Origin of the sequence: Mesorhizobium sp. CA15 (assembly GCF_020165215.1) — a bacterium.
Classification (GTDB): domain Bacteria; phylum Pseudomonadota; class Alphaproteobacteria; order Rhizobiales; family Rhizobiaceae; genus Mesorhizobium.
Genome location: NZ_JAIUHQ010000011.1, coordinates 66279 through 84896 on the forward strand (window position 1 = coordinate 66279; position 18618 = coordinate 84896).

Consider the following 18618-nt stretch of genomic DNA (forward strand, 5'->3'; position numbering starts at 1 on the left):
CCCCCTGCCTTGGCTAGCACCGGCTGCCGCTCAGGCCAAGGCTTCGGGACGATTTTTGCAGGCAGCCGGTTGACATTCTACGCCATCGGGTGTGTTCTCGTAAACGTTTACGGAAAAACGTTTACGGTGACGCCGTGGACGCCGTGACGTCCGGTCTGGAGGGACCGGCGGAGGAGGAGTGCTGGATGATGAGGGTCGTCCTGGCCGGATGCGGAGCGATGAGCAAGCACTGGCTCGATGCCGTCAAGCAGATCGACGGGCTCGCCATTGTCGGCCTCGTCGACCTCGATGCCGAGCGGGCACAGGCGAGGGCGCGCGAATACGCGCTGTCCAGCGCCGTCATCGGCACCAACCTCGACGCCGTCCTCGACCAGACCAAGCCCGATGCCGTGTTCGACGTCGTGGTTCCCGCCGCACGCCGCGCGGTCGCGCTTTCGGCCTTCGCGCACAACTGCCATCTGCTCACCGAGAAGCCGCTGGCCGACAGCCCCGAAAATGCGCGCGCCATCGTCGAGGCAGCGCGCAAGGCGAGGCGCATCCATGCAGTCGTCCAGAACCGCCGCTATGTCGCCAACGTCAGGCGCATCAGGCGCATCCTGGATTCCGGCGTCATCGGCAAGCCGACCAGCATCCATGCGGACTTTTTCGTTGCGCCGCATTTCGGCGGTTTTCGCGAGGAGATGGCCCATGTGCTCTTGCTCGACATGGCGATCCACACGTTCGATGCCGCGCGTTACATGGTCGCCGGCGAGCCGGCCAGCGTCTATTGCCAGGAATGGGAACCCGTGAATTCTTGGTATCGGCAGGGGTCGTCGGCCAGCGCCGTCTTCGACCTCGGCGGCGGCAAGATCTTCACCTATGCCGGCTCCTGGTGCGCCGACGGTTTCCGCACGAGTTGGGAGGGAAGCTGGCGCATCGTTGCCGAGCGCGGCAGCCTCTTGTGGGACGGCCATGACGGGCTGAAGGCGGAGGTGGTTGCGTCCGGCCGCGAAGGGATTATCGACAAGACCCAGCCCATCGAAGTGCCGCCGCTCGATCCCGCCGACCGCGTCGACGGCCATCTCGGCATCATCCGGGATTTCATGCACGCGATCGAGACCGGCGCCGAGCCGGAGACGCGCGGCGCCGACAACATCAAGAGCCTGGCCATGGTCTTCGGCGCCATCGAGAGCGCGGAGAGCGGGCGGCGCGTGACAATCGCCAAGGAAGCACAATGATGGCAAACCCGCTTCTCGATATCAGGATCGGCACCATGGTGCGGGCCAATCTCGACGATCCGGCGGCCTATATCAGACAGATCCTGCCGCTCGGCTTCGAGAGCATCCAGCCCTTCTTCTGGCAGACGCTGGGCGGCAAGGACCTGAAGCGCCTGGCGGGCGAGATCCGCGAGGCGATCGGCGATGCCGATGTGACCGTGTCCTCGATCGGGGTGTTCGGCAACCCGCTCGAGAATGGAGAGGTCGATCGCGGTGTGCTGGCGGCCTGGGAGACGGTGATCGATAATGCGCATCTGTTCGGCGCCGAGACGGTGAGCGGCTTCACCGGCCGCATCCGCGGCAAGAAGCTGACCGACAGCCTGCCGCGCTTCCGCGAGGTGTGGGGGCCGCTGGCCAGGCGCGCCGCCGACAAGGGCGTGCGCATCGCTTTCGAGAATTGCGCGATGGACGGCAACTGGGCGAGCGGCGACTGGAACATCGCCCACAATCCCGATGCCTGGGAGCTGATGTTCAACGAATTGCCAAACGACAATCTCGGGCTGGAATGGGAGCCCTGCCATCAGCTTGTCTACCTGATCGATCCGATCCCGCAGATCCGCAAATGGGCGCCGCGCATCTTCCATGTCCATGGCAAGGACGCGACCGTGCGCTGGGACGTCATCCGAGAGCATGGCGTGTTCGGCCGACTGCCTTTCGTGCAGATGCGCACGCCAGGCTTCGGCGACAGCGACTGGACTCGGGTGATCAGCGAGTTGCGGCTGGCCGGCTACAAGGGCGCCATCGACATCGAGGGCTGGCACGATCCGGTCTATCGCGGCGACCTCGAGATCACCGGACAGGCGCGCGCGCTCGACTATCTGAAACAATGCCGGGGAGGGTCCAGCTACCTGCCAAATCCGGCTTGAGGCCAAATTGAGGATTGGCCGGCGGGAGGAGCCGGCCAGCACTGCGGCGCGCCGCGCCGAACCATTGTCGAAAACCCTCCGATGCGAGGGATCAAAAGGGAGGAACGTGCATGAGCATGACGACCAGAAGGACTGTTCTGCGCTCGACCGTCGTGGCGGCTGCCACGGCGCTCTGCGCCTCGATCTCTGCCTTGCCGGCGCACGCGCTCGACGCGCAATGGTGCAAGGACGTACACATCCGCTTCTTCGTCGGCGGCGCCGAGGGCGACGCCTTCGGCACCATCGTCTATAATGGCGCCAAACAGGCGGCGGCCGATCTCGGGCCGAAGGTCGACTACATCTTCTCGCAGTGGGACGTCGAAAAGATGGTGCAGCAATTGCGCGAGGCGGTCGCGGTCAAGCCGCAGGGCATCGCAATGATGGGCCATCCGGGCGATGCCGCGATCATGCCTTTGGCCGAACAGGCGCATAAGGACGGCATCAAGATGATGTACCAGAACGTTCCGGTGCCGAAAGTGGTGGCGGCGTTCGGCGGCGGCTATGTCGGCGCGCAGCAGGAGCAGCAGGGCCGCGCGCTCGGTGTCGAGGCGTTCAAGCTCGGCAAGCTCAAGTCCGGCGACAAGGCGATCATGATCGGTCCGTTCGAGAACGAGAACCGCGGCGCGCGCGAGCGCGGCACTGTCGCGGCCCTAAAGGAGGCGGGCGTCGAGGTGATCCAGTTGTCCTCGCCACCGAGCGGCGAATGGGCGTCCGATCCGAACCTCGCCATTCCGGTGATCACGGCGGCACTGCTCAACCACCCCGACGTCAAGGCGGTCGGCTATCCCGGCGGCCAGATGCTCGGCAATGTCGCCACCTACATGCAGGCGGCGGGCAGGAAGCCGGGCGACATCTTCAATTTCGGCTTCGACACCAGTCCGCAGATCGTCGAAGGCTTCAAGGGCGGCTGGGTGCAACTGACCGCCGACCAGCAACCGTTCCTCCAGGGCTATCTGCCAATCCTCAGCCTTTGCCAGCAGGTGGTGCTGGGGCTGGCGCCGATGAATGTCGACACCGGCGCCGGCTTCGTCACGCCGCAGAACTACGAGATCGTCTCAGAGCTCGCCAAGCAGGCATTGCGTTGACCTCCCAAGCCGCCGGCCGGGATTATTGCCCGGCCGGCGAGATGACCGGCAGACAGACAATTCCAGCGAGGATCGCATGGGCGAACGTATCATCGAACTGCGCGACATCAAGAAATCCTACGGCCAGGTCTATGCGCTGGGCGGGGTCAACCTCAGCGTCGACCGCGGCGAGGTGGTCGGCCTGATTGGTGACAACGGCGCCGGCAAATCGACGCTGATCAAGATCCTATCCGGCGTGGTCAAGCCGACCAGCGGCGAGATCCTGGTGCGCGACAAGCCGGTCACCGGGTGGAGCGCGGCGCGCTCGCGCGACGCCGGCATCGAGACGGTGTTCCAGGACCGCGCGCTGGCCGTGCAGCAGACGATCGTGCGCAACATCTTCATGGGCCGCGAACTGACCAGCTTCATGGGCTGGCTGAAGGTCGACAAGGAGATCGAGGAGGCGAGCCGGCTAATGCGCGAGATCGGCTTCACCTCGAAAGTGTTCACGCCGCACTCGATCGTCGGCCAGCTTTCCGGCGGCGAACGCCAGGGCGTGGCGATCGCACGCGCCATCTACAAGCAGGCGGAACTGATCATCCTCGACGAGCCGACGACGGCGCTGTCGCTGACCGAGACCGCCAAGGTCTTCCATTTCGTGCGCCAGGTGCGGGCGAGCGGCCGCTCGATCCTGTTCATCGGGCACAACATCCACCATGTCTTCGACATTGCCGACCGCTTCGTCGTGCTCGACCGCGGCAAGGTGGCGCTCGCGGCCGACCGCAACGAGGTCAAGTCGGCAGAAGACCTCATCAACTTCATGGAAGACGTAGCACACCCCGGCGGATTGCCGGGACTGCACGAGGGCGCGGAGCAGGGAGCGCAATGAGCAAGGCGATGGAACCCGATCTGCAAACGCCTTTGGGAACGGCAAGCGGCAAGGTAGCCAAGGGACCGGCCAAGGAATGGAGCCATCCGTCCAATCACTGGCTGCGCGGCTTCGTCCTCGACAACCGCGCCTCGCTCGGCACGCTCGCCGTGTTCATCGTCATGATGGCGGTGTTCATGATCGCCAACCCCACCGTCTTCACAACCTGGTATCTCTACAGCTCCGTGCTGACGACGCTTCCCGTGGCGCTGTTCGTGGTCGTGCCGCTGGTCTTCGTCGTCACCTGCGGCGAGATCGACCTGTCATTTCCGGCGACAATGGGATTTGCCTCCTGGGTCTTCGCGCTGGTCGTGCAGGCCGGCTACGATCCGTTTATCGGCATCGCGGCGGCGCTCGTCACCGGCACGCTGCTCGGCTTCCTGGTCGGTTCGCTGGTCGTCTATGGCGGGCTGTCCTCGCTGATCGCCACGCTCGGCATGAACTTCCTGCTGCGCGGGCTGATCCAGATCATCAACGAAGGCAAGTCGACGGCGCTGACCGGCCTTGCCGACAGCTCGGCCTACAAGATCTTCTCCAGCCAGGTCTGGGGCATCCCGGTGCAGATATTCTGGGCTATCGCCTTCGTGGTGTTCTCGGCGCTGCTCTACAACCGGCATCGTTTCGGCGCGCAGGTGAAAGTGGTCGGGGACAATCCCGACAGCGCGAGGCAGATGGGCATCGACGTCAAATGGGTCCGGGTGAAGGTGTTCGTCTTCGTCGGCATTGGCGCGGCGATCGCCGGCACCTTCTCGGTGATGATCAATTTCACCTGGTGGCCGACGGCGGGCGACGGCTATCTGCTGCCCGTGCTGGCTTCGGTGTTCGTCGGCGGCACGCCCACCTGGGGCGGCATCGGCACGGTGGTCGGCGGCGCGATCGGCGCGGTCACGGTGTCGTTCATCCAGACCGGGGTTGTCGCGGCGGGCCTCAGCGGCTTCTACGTGCAGTTCTTCAACGGGCTGATCATCATCCTGTCGCTGCTCGGTCACAAGTGGAACCAGGCACGGTATCGGTGAGGAGGCCGGTCACACCGGCGCGACAAAACCGTCCAGCACGCGTTTCTGGCCGGCCTTGTCGAAGTCGATGGTGAGCTTGTTGCCGTCGATGGCCGCGATGTTGCCGTTGCCGAATTTCTGGTGGAAGACGCGGTCGCCGACATTGAAGGCGGACGGCGTGTCGGCGACGGATTTGGCCACCAGCTCGCCCTCGATGGTGCGGCCCTTCACGCTGGTGCGGCCGGCGCCGTAGCCTGAATCAGTCTCGCCATAGCCGATACGCTCGACCTGATGGCCGGAGCGCGTGCCCCAGTTGCGGTCGGTCGCCTCGGTGCGGTTGGCCTGCGCGCGTTGCCAGCCGGGCGTGGCATAGGTGTTGGAGAAGCTGCCCTGGTCCTTGGCGCCGATATTGTCGAAGCGCGAGGCGCCGTAGGGGTTCTGCCGGCCGCCGCCGCGGCCGGAAGCAAACGAGCCGCCGCCATAGGGGTTGCCGTAGCCGCCGTAGCTGTTGCCGCTGTCGGCGATATCGATGTGGGTTTCGGGCAATTCGTCGACGAAGCGCGACGGGATCGTCGATTGCCACAGGCCGTGAATCTGGCGGTTGGAGACGAACCAGATGTGCAGGTTCTTTTTCGCCCGCGTCAGGCCGACATAGGCGAGCCGGCGCTCTTCCTCGAGGCCGGAGCGTCCGCCTTCATCCAGCGCGCGCTGATGCGGGAACAGGCCTTCCTCCCAGCCGGGCAGGAAGACGGTCTCGAATTCGAGGCCCTTGGCCGAATGCAGGGTCATGATCGAGACCGCATCTTGCGACTCGCCCTGCTCGGCCTCCATCACCAGCGCGACATGCTCGAGGAAGGAACGGAGCGATTCATACTCCTCCATGGAGCGGATCAGCTCCTTGAGGTTTTCCAGCCGCCCGGGCGCCTCCGCCGAACGGTCGTTCTTCCACATGTCGGTGTAGCCGCTCTCCTCCAAAATGGTCTCGGCAAGCTCGATGTGCGGGGTGGTTTCCAGCGCCTTCTGCCAGCGCTCGAAATTGGCTGCGACCTCGCGCAGCGCCGCGCGCGGCTTCGGCTTCAGCTCGTCGCTTTCGGCGAGCGTTGCGGCGGCCTCCAGCATGGGGATGCGCATGGCGCGCGCCGTGTCATGGATCTGGCGGATGGTGGCTTCGCCCAACCCGCGCTTCGGCACGTTGACGATGCGCTCGAAGGCGAGGTCGTCGCCGCCATTGGCGACGACGCGGAAGAAGGCCAATGCATCGCGGATTTCCAGGCGCTCGTAGAAGCGCGGGCCGCCGATGACGCGGTAGTTCAAGCCAAGCGTGATGAAGCGGTCTTCGAAGGCGCGCATCTGGAAGGAGGCGCGCACCAGGATCGCCATGTCGTTGAGATTATGCTTCTGGCGCTGGTAGGCCTCGATGGCGTCGCCGATGGCGCGGGCCTCTTCCTCCGAGTCCCAGGCGGCGTGGACGTGAACCTTGTCGTCCTCGGGGTCGTCGCGGTCGGTGAACAGCGTCTTGCCGAAGCGGCCCTCATTGTGGGCGATGAGGTGCGAGGCCGCGCCCAGAATATGTGCGGTGGACCGGTAGTTGCGCTCCAGCCGGATGATGGTGGCGCCCGGAAAATCCTTGTCGAAGCGCAGGATGTTGTCGACCTCGGCGCCGCGCCAGCCATAGATCGACTGATCGTCGTCGCCGACGCAGCAGATGTTGACTTTGTTCTCGCTCACGGCCGCGCGCTCGCTTCGCTCGCTGGCCTCCGCGGGGGCGGCCTGGCCGGCCGACGCCCGGTCGGGCTTGCGGCCTTCGGCCGATGGGCTGCGCCCAGAATGCGGCCTCTGCGCCAGGAGCCGCAGCCACATGTATTGCGCGGTGTTGGTGTCTTGATACTCGTCGACGAGGATGTATTTGAACTTGCGGTGGTAATCCTTCAGCACGTCCGGATAGGCGCGAAAGATGCGGATCGGGTGATAGAGCAGGTCGCCGAAGTCGCAGGAATTCAGCGTCTGCAGCCGTTCCTGGTAGGCCTTGTAGAGCTGGCGGCCCTTGCCGTTGCCGAAGCTGCGCGCATCGCCTTCCGCTATTTCGTCCGGGCCGAGGCCCTTGTTCTTCCAGTTGTCGAGCATCTGGGCGAAGGTCTTGGCCGGCCAGCGCTTGTCGTCCAGCCCTTCGGCCTGGATCAGTTGCTTGATCAGCCGCACCACGTCGTCGGTGTCGAGAATGGTGAAATCCGATTTCAGCCCGGCGAGCTCGGCATGTCTGCGAAGCAGCTTCACGCCGATCGAGTGAAAGGTGCCGAGCCAAGGCATGCCCTCGACATTGCCTTCGCCGATCAGGATGCCGATGCGCTGCTTCATCTCGCGCGCGGCCTTGTTGGTGAAGGTTACGGCCAGGATCTGCGAGGGGAAGGCCCTGCCGGTGGCAAGGATGTGAGCGATGCGCGTGGTGAGCACCCGCGTCTTGCCGGTGCCCGCGCCGGCCAGCACCAGAACCGGGCCTTCGGTCGTCTCGACCGCGAGCCGCTGCTCCGGGTTCAGGCCCTTCAGATAATCGGGCACGCCGTTCTGGCCGCTGCGGGCGGCCATGGCGCGCGCGGCTATGCCGGATGGAGCCGCTGCCGGCCGCGCATTCGGTTCATCGAAAAAAGGCATGTCCTCGGAAAAGCCCGACATCGCCCCCGAATGTAGTGATTCGGCAGCGAAAGACCAGAACTGTCTACGTTTTGTTCTAGTTTCGCGTGTCTGCCCCCAACTTGACAGCCGGAGCGAGCGAGGGAAAGCTGCCGGCAGGGCAGGGACGGCGCGCCGTCGCCTCAGAGCGGCCGCAAAGGCGCAACAGTCGAAGGAGCACCGTCTTGGCTGTCACCATCACCTCCCTCGTCCTCTTCCTCATCGGTCTCATTCTCGGCGGCGGCGGCATCTGGCTCATCGCGCTGGGCGGCAGTTGGTACTACCTGATCGCCGGCCTGATCTTCCTGATCACCGCCTGGCTGCTTTTCAGGCGCCGGTCGACTTCGCTCTGGCTCTACGCGCTGTTCGTGCTTGCCACTTTATGCTGGGCAGTGTGGGAAATCGGCTTCGACTGGTGGCAGCTCGGCCCGCGCGGCGGCGTCATCGTGCTCATCGCCTTGTGGCTTTTGACGCCGTGGGCAAGGCGGGGGCTGCGGGGGCCGGACGGACGCGCGCCGCTGATCCTGGCCGTGCTCGCCTCGCTCGCGGTCGCCGGTTATTCGATGACCGCCGATCCCATGGATATCGGCGGCACGCTGGGCACCGAAAAGGCGGCGACGGCCGCCAATCTCGGCGGCGACATCCCGGCCGGCGAGTGGCAGTTCTACGGCCGCACGCCCTTCGGCCAGCGCTATTCGCCGCTCGACCAGATCACGCCGGACAACGTCGCCAAGCTGCAGCCGGCCTGGACCTATCGCACCGGCGACGTGAAAGGCCCCGATGATATCGGCGAGACGACCTATCAGGTGACGCCGCTGAAGATCGGCGATGTGCTGTTCATTTGCACGCCGCATAATTTCGCCATCGCCATCGATGCCGCGAGCGGCAAGGAGAAGTGGCGCTACGATCCGAAGATCAAGCTCGACCCCAACCGCCAGCACCAGACCTGCCGCGGCGTGTCCTATTATGCCGATGCCAAGATCGCCGCCGGCCAGCCTTGCGCCGCGCGCATCTATCTGCCGACCTCCGACGCCCGGCTGATCGCGCTCGATGCCGCGAACGGGCAGGTGTGTCCGTCCTTCGCCGAGGCCGGCACGCTGAACCTGATGGCCAACATGCCCTATCCGAAGTCGGGCTATTACTATTCGACGTCGGCGCCACTGATCGTCGCCGGCAAGATCATCGTCGGCGGCGCTGTCAATGACAATTATTCGACCGAGGAACCGTCCGGCGTCATCCGCGCCTTCGACGCCGGCACCGGCGCGCTCCTATGGAATTGGGATTCCGGCAATCCGGACGTGACGACGCCGCTGCCCGCCGGGCAAACCTACACCCACAACTCGCCCAACATGTGGTCGACGGCGAGCGCCGACGAGAAGCTGGGACTGCTCTACGTTCCGCTCGGCAACCAGACGCCGGACCAGCTCGGCATGGACCGCAGCGCCAATGTCGAGAAATTCTCCTCCTCGATCACCGCGCTCGATCTCAACACTGGGCAATTGCGCTGGGTCCGGCAGACCGTGCATCACGATCTGTGGGACATGGACGTGCCGGCGCAGCCGTCGCTGGTCGACATCACCACCGGGAACGGCGTCGTGCCGGCGCTGGTCGGGCCGACCAAGCAGGGCGATCTCTACGTGCTCGACCGGCGCACCGGCGAGCCGATCATTCCGGTGAAAGACGTGCCGGCGCCCGGCGGCGCGATCGAGGGCGATCATGCCTCGCCGACGCAGCCGGCCTCGGACCTGTCCTTCAATCCCAAGCCGCTGACCGGCGCCGACATGTGGGGCATCACCATGTTCGACCAGCTGGCGTGCCGGATCGAATTGAAGAAGCTGCGCTATGAGGGACGCTACACACCGCCCTCGCTGCAGGGCTCGCTGATCTATCCCGGCAATTTCGGCGTCTTCAACTGGGGCGGCGTCGCGGTCGATCCGGTGCGGCAGGTGATGTTCGGCATGCCGACCTACCTCGCCTTCACCTCGAAGCTCATCCCGCGCACGGAGGTGCCGCCGCCGGGCGATACCAAGGGCAGCGAGCAGGGGCTGAACCGCAATGAAGGCGCGCCTTACGCGGTGGTGATGGGACCGTTCCTGTCGCCGCTCGGCATTCCCTGCCAGGCGCCGCCCTGGGGCTATGTCGCCGGCGTCGACCTCAAGACGGGAAACATCGCCTACAAGCACCGCAACGGCACTGTCTACGACATGACGCCGCTGCCTTTGCCGCTCAAGGTCGGCGTTCCCGGCATCGGCGGGCCGATGATCACGGCGGGCGGCGTCGCTTTCCTAGGCGCCGCGGTGGACGACTATCTGCGCGCCTACGACCTCACCACCGGCAGGCAGCTGTGGCGGGCGAGGCTGCCGGCGGGCGGCCAGTCGACGCCGATGACCTATACGGTGGCCGACGGCCGCCAGTTCGTCGTCATCGTCGCCGGCGGCCACGGCTCGGTCGGCACCAAGCCAGGCGATTACGTGATGGCCTACACGCTGCCGAAATAGGACAAGGCGAGGCCGGCCTGCTACGAAAGCAAGAAGCCGGCCAGCAGGACGGTCAGGAGAAGCGACGCGGGTACGGCGAGAAGCCAACGAGCCTCCAGGACACTGTTCCGATAGTCTTTCATTTTCTCGCTCCAACCTTTTAAGACGGCTCCAGCGCGTAACCCGCCAGCGCTGGAGCCTCTGCTTTGTGCTCAACCGCTGTAGCGGGAGCTTCCGGCAGTGGGTCAACGGAGGGTCGGTTGGTTCGTTCCTGGCGCAAGTCCCCAGTCGGGCTATCGGTTCCGACTGAAGTCGCACATCACAAGCATTGGTCCCAAGGACGAAACATATAGCCCACTATCTCATTGTGTCCCCGACTGGCGGACATGAGTCCCTTCATCGCCAGTTTATGGATGCCCGTCACCCCCAGGATGGCGGGCATCCGTTAGGGGCGGGCAGGAGGTGGACGGTGTCGATTTCCAATGAGTTGCGGGACGTCAGCATCCGTTACGAGTGCCGTAACTGCCACTCGCCGATCCATCAAAACCGGTTCATGGTTCAAGGCGGTAAGCATCTTCAGATACGATGACTGCAAGACCAAATTGCGCCTTGGCTACTCGGCTAAGCTGGCCCTTTCCAAAGGCACTGCCAGTCGGCGTAGGTCGGGAGCTCTCGCCGACATTTTGGACAATGGTCGCGGCGGCATCGACGTTGATGACCTGATCGCACTGTCCTTTGTCACGTCGGATGAGCGTTAAGGAAAATACGAAATGGGACCGGAGGCGTCAGCGATATTGGTTTTGCTTTCGTGCAGTCCGGGGTGGGCTTGTCGGCCACTCGAAATCGCGCCTCAAATCTACTCCGCCGATGAATGCAGAGCGGCCTTGGCGGATCGTTTGGCTAAGTCCCCTGTCGGCGAAGTTATTGGCCGATGCGGGGAGGTTGACGCCACGGTTACCAATTCGCCGCCGCCTGGATATTCCGCCCTAACAGTCACCCGAGGCACAAAAACTACGAACTATCTTGTTCCCCATAAGGTGGACTAATCGATTTCGCCGGTGGGAGGCCTTCGGTCGCCAGAAAGCGGATCAGCTTTGCCGTCGAAAGGCCGAGCCGTTCAAAACCGGTTCGGAATGCTTCAAAGCCCGAGATGACCCCGCAAGCTGGGCACCTGATCCAGCACCTGGTTGGTCAGATCAGGGCCGGCGGCAACCTCGGCCTGCTTGATCAAGGTCTCGCCGGCCTGACGGATCTGCGCCATGTCGAGGCCGGACTCCTTGAGCGCGGCGATGCCGTTGATCAGCGCGCCGGCCTTTTCGCCCAGAACGCCGCCAAGCGCGCCCTGCAGTGACGACAGAAGTCCGCCGCCCGAATTGGCCGTCGCGCCGGCGGCCATCACGTCATATTTCTGGGCCAACTCACCGGCGCCGGGGATCTGGTCGAAGAAGGACGAAATGCTGGTGCCTTCAGCCTCATGCTCGAGCACGGAAAAAATGGTGCCGACAACCTTCTCGGTGGTCGGCTCGTCGAGGCCGGCCTTCGAGGAAACGGTGTTGATGATATCCTGGATGTTCATGGCATTCCCCTTTTCGTCATTCGTTTCGGTAGGGCGCTCAGGCAACTTCACGTCCTAATGTGACAGCACCATCAAGCCTTTCGGAAATGACCAAAATGTGATGAATCGCGCTGGCTTGTCGGCGCGACGGCGGGTTGGCTCCACCAGGGTTCCGCCTATATGGGTCGTCACCGGGGCGTGACTGGACCATGCGATACTCGACCCTATCTTGCGGTCCACCGCCAACCGTCGAGGAAAATCATGACCAGCCCCGTTGCCAAGCCCGTCGTCACGCAGCCTGTCATCACGCAGGCGATGATCGATGCCTATGACGAATACACGCATCTGACGCTCGACCGCCGCCGCTTCATGGAGCAGTTGACGAAGCTGGCGGGCTCGGGTGCCGCGGCGGCCGCGATCGCGCCGATGCTGGCGGCCAATTCCGCTCAAGCGGCGATCGTCGCCGAAGACGACAGTCGCGTTAAGGGCGAGGACATCACCTATCCCGGCTCAAGCGGCGAGATGAAGGGCTATCTGGTCAAGCCCGCGAACCAGTCAGGCAAGCTCGGCTGCGTCATCGTCATCCACGAGAACAGGGGGCTGAACCCGCATATCCGCGATGTCACCCGGCGCGTGGCGCTGGAGGGGTTCATCGCGTTAGCGCCGGACTTCCTGTCGCCGCTTGGCGGAACGCCCTCCGACGAGGACAAGGCGCGCGACATGTTCACCAAGCTCGACGTGGCCAGAGTCGCCGCCGACGGCGTGGCGACGATCGCCTATCTCAAGGGCCTCAAGGACGGCAACGGCAAGGTCGGGGCGGTCGGCTTCTGCTGGGGCGGCGGCGCGGTGAACCAACTCGCCGTCCATGGGCCCGACCTCAGCGCCGGTGTCGCCTATTACGGCATGCAGCCCAAGGCCGAGGACGCTCAAAAAATCAGGGCGTCGCTGCTGCTCCACTATGCCGGGTTGGACGAACGCACCAACGCCGGCATCGATGCCTACAAGAAGGCGCTCGACGCCGCCCATGTCGAATACAAGGTCTATGTCTATGAGGGTGCCAACCACGCCTTCAACAACGACACCTCGGCCGCGCGCTATGACAAGAAAGCCGCCGATCTCGCCTGGGGCCGGACAATTGCTTTCCTGAAGGAGAAACTGGCCTAAGGCGTATTGATATTCAGGTGAGCCCGGCCTGCAAACGGCCCCACCACAGCCGTCGGCAGATCATTCCTGCACCGGCTTGTGGAAGGCGACCCCGGCGATGACCAGCGCAACGCCGATGCAGTCGGTGACGCTCGGTACCTGGCGCAGCACGATGACGCCGATCAGCGTTGCGGTGAGCGGCAGGAGCGAGAGCATCAATGCGAAGCTCGCGCGCGGCAACCTCGCCATGGCGAGTTGGTCGCAGATGTAGGGGATGACCGAAGAGCAGATGCCGACGCCGATCGCGGCGCCGAGCAGCTGCGGCGACGCGAAGGCGGGCAGCGCCTCGCGAAAGCCGATGGGCAACACGGCGAGGAAAGCGACCGCCATGGCGGCGCCGAGGCCGGCGATGCCGATGCCTGCCTGGGCGACGCGGTGACCGATCACGATGTAGCCGACGAAGAGGGCGCCGTTCAAAAAGGCCCAGGACAAGCCGACCGGATCGCTGGACCATTTCACGTCGATGAGAAGCAAGGTGCCGACCACGGCAACAGCGAGCGCGGCAAAGTTGCGCCGGCTGCGCATGCCGACCAGCGCGACCGCGATCGTGCCGACGAATTCGATCGCCGCCACCAGCGAGATCGGCAACCGATCGAGCGCCAGATAGAACGAGCAGTTCATCACCGCCAGGCAGATGCCGAATGCGAGCAGCAGAAGTCGTTGAGCGCGATCGGCGCCGGCGAAAACGCGCCAAGGCCTGGTCAATGGGGCGAAGATGAGAGCGGCGGTGGCGATGCGCAGCCAGGCCATGCCGAGCACGCCGACCTGAGCGAAAAGCAGCACGGCGAAGGCCGGCCCGAGATAATGGAACACTGCGCTGACGCAGAACCAGACATGCGGCGGCAACGCGTTGGCCATTCCAGCAAGCATGGCGGGGCCGGCGAGGGCGGGGTGCGCATCGGCGGCGGCCCGGTTTGCAGCTGGAATTTGCGTTTGCGTTTTCATGCGAGCATTATCGCAGGCGAAACTCGCGGATTACATGTGTGATGAATGGCCTGATTGACGGTTTGCTTTCTGATGGAAGAGGTTTGGCTTGAGAAACCTTCGAAGTGAAAATGTCGATCTGGACGCGATCGATCTGAAGCTCCTGCGGTTCCTGGAAAAGGATGCGCGCATCAGCACGGCGGAACTGGCGCGCGCGGTCGGGCTGTCGGCGCCGAGCGTGGCGGAGCGCATCCGCAAGCTGCAGGATAACGGCGTGATCGAAGCCTATACGGTCAGGATCAATCCCGCCGCTCTCGGCATGAAGCTGTCGGCATGGCTCAGAATCCGGCCGGTGCCGGGACAGCTTTCCGTTGTGGCGGACATCATCCGCGAGCTGCCGGAAATCGCGCAATGCGATCGGGTAACCGGCGAGGACTGCTTCATCGCGCTCGCCCATGTCGGCTCGGTCAGCGAGCTCGAGCGGGTGATCGACCGAATTATTCCCTATGCGATGACCAACACCGCTATCATCCAGTCGTCACCGGTCAAGCCGCGCTCGCCGCTGGGCGGGTTCAAGCAGCCATGATTCGGCGGTTATGACTCGGCAGCTATGGCTGGTCAGGGAGGATGAGGCAGCGACGATGGATCAAGCGTGGCCGCGCTTCATGCGCGCCTGCTTCAGAATCATGCGCCAGCGGATCATGTCGAACGGGATGGGTTCGTTGTTGTTGGCGATGTGGAAGATCTCATTGTTGACGTTCTTCAGCGATCGCCAGAAATCATAGTCGGTGATGCGTGGATCGGCCGCCAACCGTTCCACTTCGACCTTGATGTCGGTTTTCATGCACTGTCCTCGCACCGCATTCCGCCAGCCGCCCCCGCGCAAACCCGGTACGGCGGTTTTCGAACGCGCCAGTGAGTCGTTCAACGGACTCAACCGACTTGTTCACGTTAAAGCCTTGGTAAGGTTAACGCGGGCGTCCGAGTTTTCAAGCGCCCTTGCGCTTGATGCCGATCGAGCGGCCGGCGCGCTCCGGCATCGGCAGTCCGGCATGGGCGGTGCGCATGGCCTCGACCTGGGCCATCACGTCGGCGGGGAAGGGAGCGACCTTCGGTCCTTCCATGTCGACATGCAGCGACAGCGATTCGGACGTCGCCGCCAGCCAGCCGTCGACGTGGCGGATTTCCTGATAGGCACGCAGCCGCTTCTCGTCATGATCGATCAGCTGGAACGAGACGTTGACCTTGTGGTCGAGGTGCAACTCCTGCACGTAGCAGACGTGAACTTCGGCCGTGTAGATGGTGAGGCGTCGCTCCTTGGCGTAGTTCGGCCCCATGCCCATCAGCTCGAACGCCTGGTCCGAGCAGCGGTCGAACAGCACGTTGTAGTAGGCCATGTTGAGATGGCCGTTATAGTCGATCCATTCCTTCTCGATCGCCATTGGGCTGGAAATGATCGGTGCGGGGATCGTCATTTTGGTTTCCTCGATGGTCGCTGCACAGGGCGGACGGACGGCTACGGTGAAGTCGCCGAGCTAATCGCTTGGCACTTTTCCTAGGATTGCTTTAGGCATCATTCATAGCTGCACTACAAGCGCGGCCGCTGGTCCATTCGCGGAGGAAATCATGGCTTTGAGCGACCTCAACCCCGTCGAACGCAATGAGGAAGGCATCGCCGCGGTACTCGGCATCCTCAAGCAGCGCTTCGGCGAGCGCTTCCAGACCGGCGAGGCGATACGCGGCCAGCACGCGCACACCACCACCTATATTCCGACCCAGGCGCCAGACGGCGTCGCGTTCGTCGAGAGGAGCGCGGACGTGCAGGAGATCGTGCGCACCTGCGCCGCCCACCGCGTGCCGGTGATCGCCTTCGGCGTCGGCTCGTCGCTCGAGGGCCACACCAATGCGCCGGGCGGCGGCATTTCCATCGACACGTCGCGCATGAACCGGATCCTCGCCGTCAACCCGCAGGACCTTGACTGCACGGTCGAGCCCGGCGTGACGCGCGAGGACCTCAACCGGCACCTGCGCGACACCGGTCTGTTCTTCCCGATCGATCCTGGCGCCAATGCGTCGCTGGGCGGCATGGCGGCGACCAGGGCGTCCGGCACGAACGCGGTGCGCTACGGCACGATGCGTGAAAACGTGCTGTCGCTGACCGCCGTCATGGCCGACGGCGAGACGGTGACGACCGGCAAGCGGGCGAAGAAAAGCTCGGCCGGTTACGACCTGACGCGGCTTCTGGTCGGTTCGGAAGGCACGCTCGGCGTCATCACGTCGCTGACGCTGAGGCTGCAGGGCATTCCGCAGGCGATCTCCGGCGGCGTCTGCCCGTTTCCGAGCCTCGAGGCCGCCTGCAACACGGTGATCGCGACCATCCAGATGGGCATCCCGGTGGCGCGCATCGAACTGGTCAACGCGCTGCAGATGCGGGCGATGAAGAACTATTCCAAGCTCGACTATCCGGAGAGCCCGTGCCTGTTCGTCGAGTTCCACGGCAGCGACGCGGGCGTCGCCGAGCAGGCCGAGATGTTCGGCATGATTGCCGAGGAGCAGGGTGGCGGGCCGTTCCTATGGACCAGCGTCGCGGAAGAGCGGACAAAGCTCTGGAAGGCGCGGCACGACGCCTATTGGTCGTCACTGACGCTGCGCCCCGGCGCCAAGGGGCTGTCGACCGACGTCTGCGTGCCGATCTCGCGGCTTGCCGAATGCGTCACCGAGACCGAGGCCGACATTGCCGAGATGGGACTTATCGCGCCGATCGTCGGCCACGCCGGCGACGGCAATTTCCATGTGCTGGTGCTGATGGATGTCGACAACCCGGCCGAGATCGCGCTCGCCGAGAAATTCGTCGCCCGGCTCAACATGCGCGCGATCGCCATGGAAGGCACCTGCACCGGCGAGCACGGCATCGGCCAGGGCAAGGTCGGCTTCCTCCGCCACGAGCTCGGCCATGGCGTCGATGTCATGCGCACGATCAAGCAGGCGCTCGATCCGCTGAACATCATGAACCCGGGCAAGATCCTGCCGGGCGCAGGACACTAGTCATGGCCGCGGCAGAAGCTTTGCTGCCGATCGACCTGCCGTCAGTATCGGCGGGCGCTCCGTTGCCGCATGTTTTCGCAGATGAACAGCGGCTGCTGGTCGCCTACATCGCCAATGGTCCCGACCCGTCCTTCGACGTCACCAGTCCGCGTTCGGTTTCAGCAGTTGCGGAGGGGGAGGCCGTCGCAATCCTAACGATGGACCCTTATGTCGCATTCCAATTCGGCCCGCCAAACGACGAGGCGCTCAGCGGGCATCGGCTCTACGCGCTCGGCCTGCAGCCATATTCCGCGTTCGAGGTCCTCAATTCGTCTTGGATTGCTTCTCTGGAAAAAGCGAACCGGGTTCACCCGCGCCATGTGCCGGAGCTGTTTTCCGGTCGCCGGCACTTCATTCTCACGTTCCACGATTCGACCCTGGAATTCATCGCGCGAGATTTCCGGGTAGGCCTGCGAAAGGGAGCGGTGTTGAAGGCTATGATCGAAGCGATGAACGACTGATCGACCCGCCGCGGCGCCTTGCGGTCGCTTATTCCTGTGCCCCTTCGGCCAGCTTCTGCAGCATCGGCCGTGTCGGCGCGAAGAAGGTCGTACCTGTATGCGGGGTCGAGAAATCGAGCAGCCGGTCATAGGCGCCGGGGGGCTCGCCGACATACATGCGCTGCAGCATCTTCTCGATCACCCAGAGATAGCGGGTGTAGCCGATGAAATAGGTGCCGAACTCATTCTGACCCGGGCGGCCGAACGGCATGTTGTCGCGCAGGATGTCGTATTCATTGCCGGCGTCGTCCTCGATGGTGGCCAGCGACTTGTGCGACTTTCGCGGCTTGTCGTCGTCATCGATCTCGATGTTGTCGATCTTGGTGCGGCCGATGATCTCTTCCTGGACATGCGTCGGCGTCTCTTTCCAGGCTGCCATGTTGTGCAGGTATTTCTGCACGACGACATAGCTGCCGCCGGCAAAGTCGCCGTCCTCGTCGCCGATCAAAGCAGAGGCGGGCAGGTCGAGGCCGGTCGGATTTGCGGTGCCGTCGACAAAGCCCAGGAGGTCGCGCGCGTCGAAATAGCGGAAGCCGGACACCTCGTCGGCGACGGTCACGCTGCCGGCCAGGCGGTCCAACAGGATGCGCTCGAGCTCGAAGCACATGTCGGGCCGCTCGGCGCGGATGTGGAAGAGCAGATCGCCCGGCGTCGAGGGCGCCAAATGCGCCGAGCCCTCGATCGGCGCGAAGGGTTTCAGCTCGCGCGGCCGGCGGCCGGGCGACAGACGATTCCAGAGCGCGGCGCCGATGCCGGCGATGCAGGACAGGCGGCCCGACAAGTCGCGGAAGCCGACATTCTTGACGAGATCGTCGAGCTCGCCCAGCACCGAAGCGACATTCGAAAGCGCGGCCTCGTCGCTGCCGACGGTCACAACAAGGAAAATCGCAGCCGTCGAGAGCGGGGCGTCAACGCTCTGCGCGTCGATCGGCACTCTGTCCCAGTTCTTGCCTGACATCGGGAACGCTCCGTATTGGGTTCGGATTTTGGGTGGTCACGAACGTGACCGGAAGGGCAGGGGATTTGCAAAAGAGATATCGCGAGCGCGAGCCTTCGCGCA

At 64.2% G+C, this 18618-nt stretch carries 16 protein-coding genes; 10 read left to right on the top strand and 6 right to left on the bottom strand.

Annotated features, from left to right (window positions below):
- Positions 1 to 185 precede the first annotated feature (185 nt).
- From LB515_RS18310 to LB515_RS18330, 5 genes are all read left to right on the top strand, one after another.
- Entirely contained in the window at positions 186 to 1217 is a 1032-nt protein-coding gene (locus LB515_RS18310; protein WP_224708539.1) for a Gfo/Idh/MocA family protein, read from the top strand.
- Positions 1214 to 2122: a sugar phosphate isomerase/epimerase family protein gene (locus tag LB515_RS18315; protein WP_224708540.1), complete on the top strand. Its 909-nt coding sequence runs from the start codon at positions 1214 to 1216 to the stop codon at positions 2120 to 2122. Before LB515_RS18310 ends, LB515_RS18315 begins: the two co-directional genes overlap by 4 nt.
- Positions 2123 to 2232: 110 nt before the next feature.
- Positions 2233 to 3246 (top strand): substrate-binding domain-containing protein, encoded by a 1014-nt coding sequence (locus LB515_RS18320; RefSeq protein WP_224708541.1) that lies wholly within the window; start codon positions 2233 to 2235, stop codon positions 3244 to 3246.
- Between the two features lie 76 nt (positions 3247 to 3322).
- Positions 3323 to 4114: an ATP-binding cassette domain-containing protein gene (locus LB515_RS18325; protein WP_140839769.1), complete on the top strand. Its 792-nt coding sequence runs from the start codon at positions 3323 to 3325 to the stop codon at positions 4112 to 4114.
- The gene (locus LB515_RS18330) at positions 4111 to 5169 is read left to right on the top strand and encodes an ABC transporter permease (RefSeq protein ID WP_224708542.1); all 1059 of its coding nucleotides are present in this window, start codon (positions 4111 to 4113) and stop codon (positions 5167 to 5169) included. Before LB515_RS18325 ends, LB515_RS18330 begins: the two co-directional genes overlap by 4 nt.
- Positions 5170 to 5178: 9 nt before the next feature.
- On the opposite strand, the gene LB515_RS18335 is transcribed toward LB515_RS18330, so the two are convergent.
- Positions 5179 to 7818 (bottom strand): ATP-dependent helicase, encoded by a 2640-nt coding sequence (locus tag LB515_RS18335; protein ID WP_224708543.1) that lies wholly within the window; start codon positions 7816 to 7818, stop codon positions 5179 to 5181.
- 182 nt (positions 7819 to 8000) lie between these two features.
- Here LB515_RS18335 and LB515_RS18340 point away from each other — a divergent pair, with 182 nt between their 5' ends.
- Complete coding sequence (locus LB515_RS18340; protein ID WP_224708544.1) at positions 8001 to 10313, top strand: glucose/quinate/shikimate family membrane-bound PQQ-dependent dehydrogenase; 2313 nt, start codon at positions 8001 to 8003, stop codon at positions 10311 to 10313.
- Between the two features lie 1117 nt (positions 10314 to 11430).
- On the opposite strand, the gene LB515_RS18345 is transcribed toward LB515_RS18340, so the two are convergent.
- Positions 11431 to 11868 (bottom strand): hypothetical protein, encoded by a 438-nt coding sequence (locus LB515_RS18345; RefSeq protein ID WP_224708545.1) that lies wholly within the window; start codon positions 11866 to 11868, stop codon positions 11431 to 11433.
- 240 nt (positions 11869 to 12108) lie between these two features.
- On the opposite strand from LB515_RS18345, the gene LB515_RS18350 reads away from it, so the two are divergent.
- Positions 12109 to 13011 carry a dienelactone hydrolase family protein gene (locus tag LB515_RS18350; RefSeq protein ID WP_224708546.1) on the top strand — a complete coding sequence of 301 codons (903 nt, stop codon included), beginning with the start codon at positions 12109 to 12111 and terminating at the stop codon, positions 13009 to 13011.
- A 60-nt stretch (positions 13012 to 13071) separates the two neighbouring features.
- Here the strand turns inward: LB515_RS18350 and LB515_RS18355 are convergent, their stop codons facing one another.
- Complete coding sequence (locus tag LB515_RS18355) at positions 13072 to 13995, bottom strand: EamA family transporter (protein WP_411969153.1); 924 nt, start codon at positions 13993 to 13995, stop codon at positions 13072 to 13074.
- Positions 13996 to 14083: 88 nt separating this feature from the next.
- On the opposite strand from LB515_RS18355, the gene LB515_RS18360 reads away from it, so the two are divergent.
- On the top strand, positions 14084 to 14560 hold the full coding sequence (locus LB515_RS18360) for an Lrp/AsnC family transcriptional regulator (protein WP_224708547.1): 477 nt from the start codon (positions 14084 to 14086) through the stop codon (positions 14558 to 14560).
- Between the two features lie 60 nt (positions 14561 to 14620).
- Here LB515_RS18360 and LB515_RS18365 read toward each other — a convergent pair whose 3' ends face one another.
- The gene (locus tag LB515_RS18365) at positions 14621 to 14818 is read right to left on the bottom strand and encodes a hypothetical protein (protein ID WP_140839787.1); all 198 of its coding nucleotides are present in this window, start codon (positions 14816 to 14818) and stop codon (positions 14621 to 14623) included.
- 145 nt (positions 14819 to 14963) lie between these two features.
- A complete protein-coding gene (locus tag LB515_RS18370; RefSeq protein WP_140839789.1) occupies positions 14964 to 15449 on the bottom strand; it encodes a thioesterase family protein in 486 nt (161 codons plus the stop codon).
- A gap of 151 nt (positions 15450 to 15600) precedes the next feature.
- Here LB515_RS18370 and LB515_RS18375 point away from each other — a divergent pair, with 151 nt between their 5' ends.
- Complete coding sequence (locus LB515_RS18375; protein ID WP_140839791.1) at positions 15601 to 17019, top strand: FAD-binding oxidoreductase; 1419 nt, start codon at positions 15601 to 15603, stop codon at positions 17017 to 17019.
- 2 nt (positions 17020 to 17021) lie between these two features.
- Entirely contained in the window at positions 17022 to 17519 is a 498-nt protein-coding gene (locus LB515_RS18380) for a hypothetical protein (RefSeq protein ID WP_140839793.1), read from the top strand.
- 28 nt (positions 17520 to 17547) lie between these two features.
- Here the strand turns inward: LB515_RS18380 and LB515_RS18385 are convergent, their stop codons facing one another.
- Positions 17548 to 18516, bottom strand: a complete 969-nt coding sequence (locus LB515_RS18385; protein WP_224708548.1) for a Dyp-type peroxidase — start codon at positions 18514 to 18516, stop codon at positions 17548 to 17550.
- Positions 18517 to 18618 lie beyond the last annotated feature (102 nt).

Excerpts from the sequence above, each read along its gene's own strand:
- LB515_RS18370 (WP_140839789.1), bottom strand. The coding sequence starts at position 15,449 with ATGACGATCCCCGCACCGATCATTTCCAGCCCAATGGCGATCGAGAAG.
- LB515_RS18345 (WP_224708545.1), bottom strand. The coding sequence starts at position 11,868 with ATGAACATCCAGGATATCATCAACACCGTTTCCTCGAAGGCCGGCCTC.
- LB515_RS18315 (WP_224708540.1), top strand. The coding sequence starts at position 1,214 with ATGATGGCAAACCCGCTTCTCGATATCAGGATCGGCACCATGGTGCGG.
- LB515_RS18310 (WP_224708539.1), top strand. The coding sequence starts at position 186 with ATGATGAGGGTCGTCCTGGCCGGATGCGGAGCGATGAGCAAGCACTGG.
- LB515_RS18380 (WP_140839793.1), top strand. The coding sequence starts at position 17,022 with ATGGCCGCGGCAGAAGCTTTGCTGCCGATCGACCTGCCGTCAGTATCG.
- LB515_RS18325 (WP_140839769.1), top strand. The coding sequence starts at position 3,323 with ATGGGCGAACGTATCATCGAACTGCGCGACATCAAGAAATCCTACGGC.
- LB515_RS18385 (WP_224708548.1), bottom strand. The coding sequence starts at position 18,516 with ATGTCAGGCAAGAACTGGGACAGAGTGCCGATCGACGCGCAGAGCGTT.
- LB515_RS18330 (WP_224708542.1), top strand. The coding sequence starts at position 4,111 with ATGAGCAAGGCGATGGAACCCGATCTGCAAACGCCTTTGGGAACGGCA.
- LB515_RS18335 (WP_224708543.1), bottom strand. The coding sequence starts at position 7,818 with ATGTCGGGCTTTTCCGAGGACATGCCTTTTTTCGATGAACCGAATGCG.
- LB515_RS18350 (WP_224708546.1), top strand. The coding sequence starts at position 12,109 with ATGACCAGCCCCGTTGCCAAGCCCGTCGTCACGCAGCCTGTCATCACG.
- LB515_RS18365 (WP_140839787.1), bottom strand. The coding sequence starts at position 14,818 with ATGAAAACCGACATCAAGGTCGAAGTGGAACGGTTGGCGGCCGATCCA.
- LB515_RS18320 (WP_224708541.1), top strand. The coding sequence starts at position 2,233 with ATGAGCATGACGACCAGAAGGACTGTTCTGCGCTCGACCGTCGTGGCG.
- LB515_RS18375 (WP_140839791.1), top strand. The coding sequence starts at position 15,601 with ATGGCTTTGAGCGACCTCAACCCCGTCGAACGCAATGAGGAAGGCATC.
- LB515_RS18355 (WP_411969153.1), bottom strand. The coding sequence starts at position 13,995 with ATGAAAACGCAAACGCAAATTCCAGCTGCAAACCGGGCCGCCGCCGAT.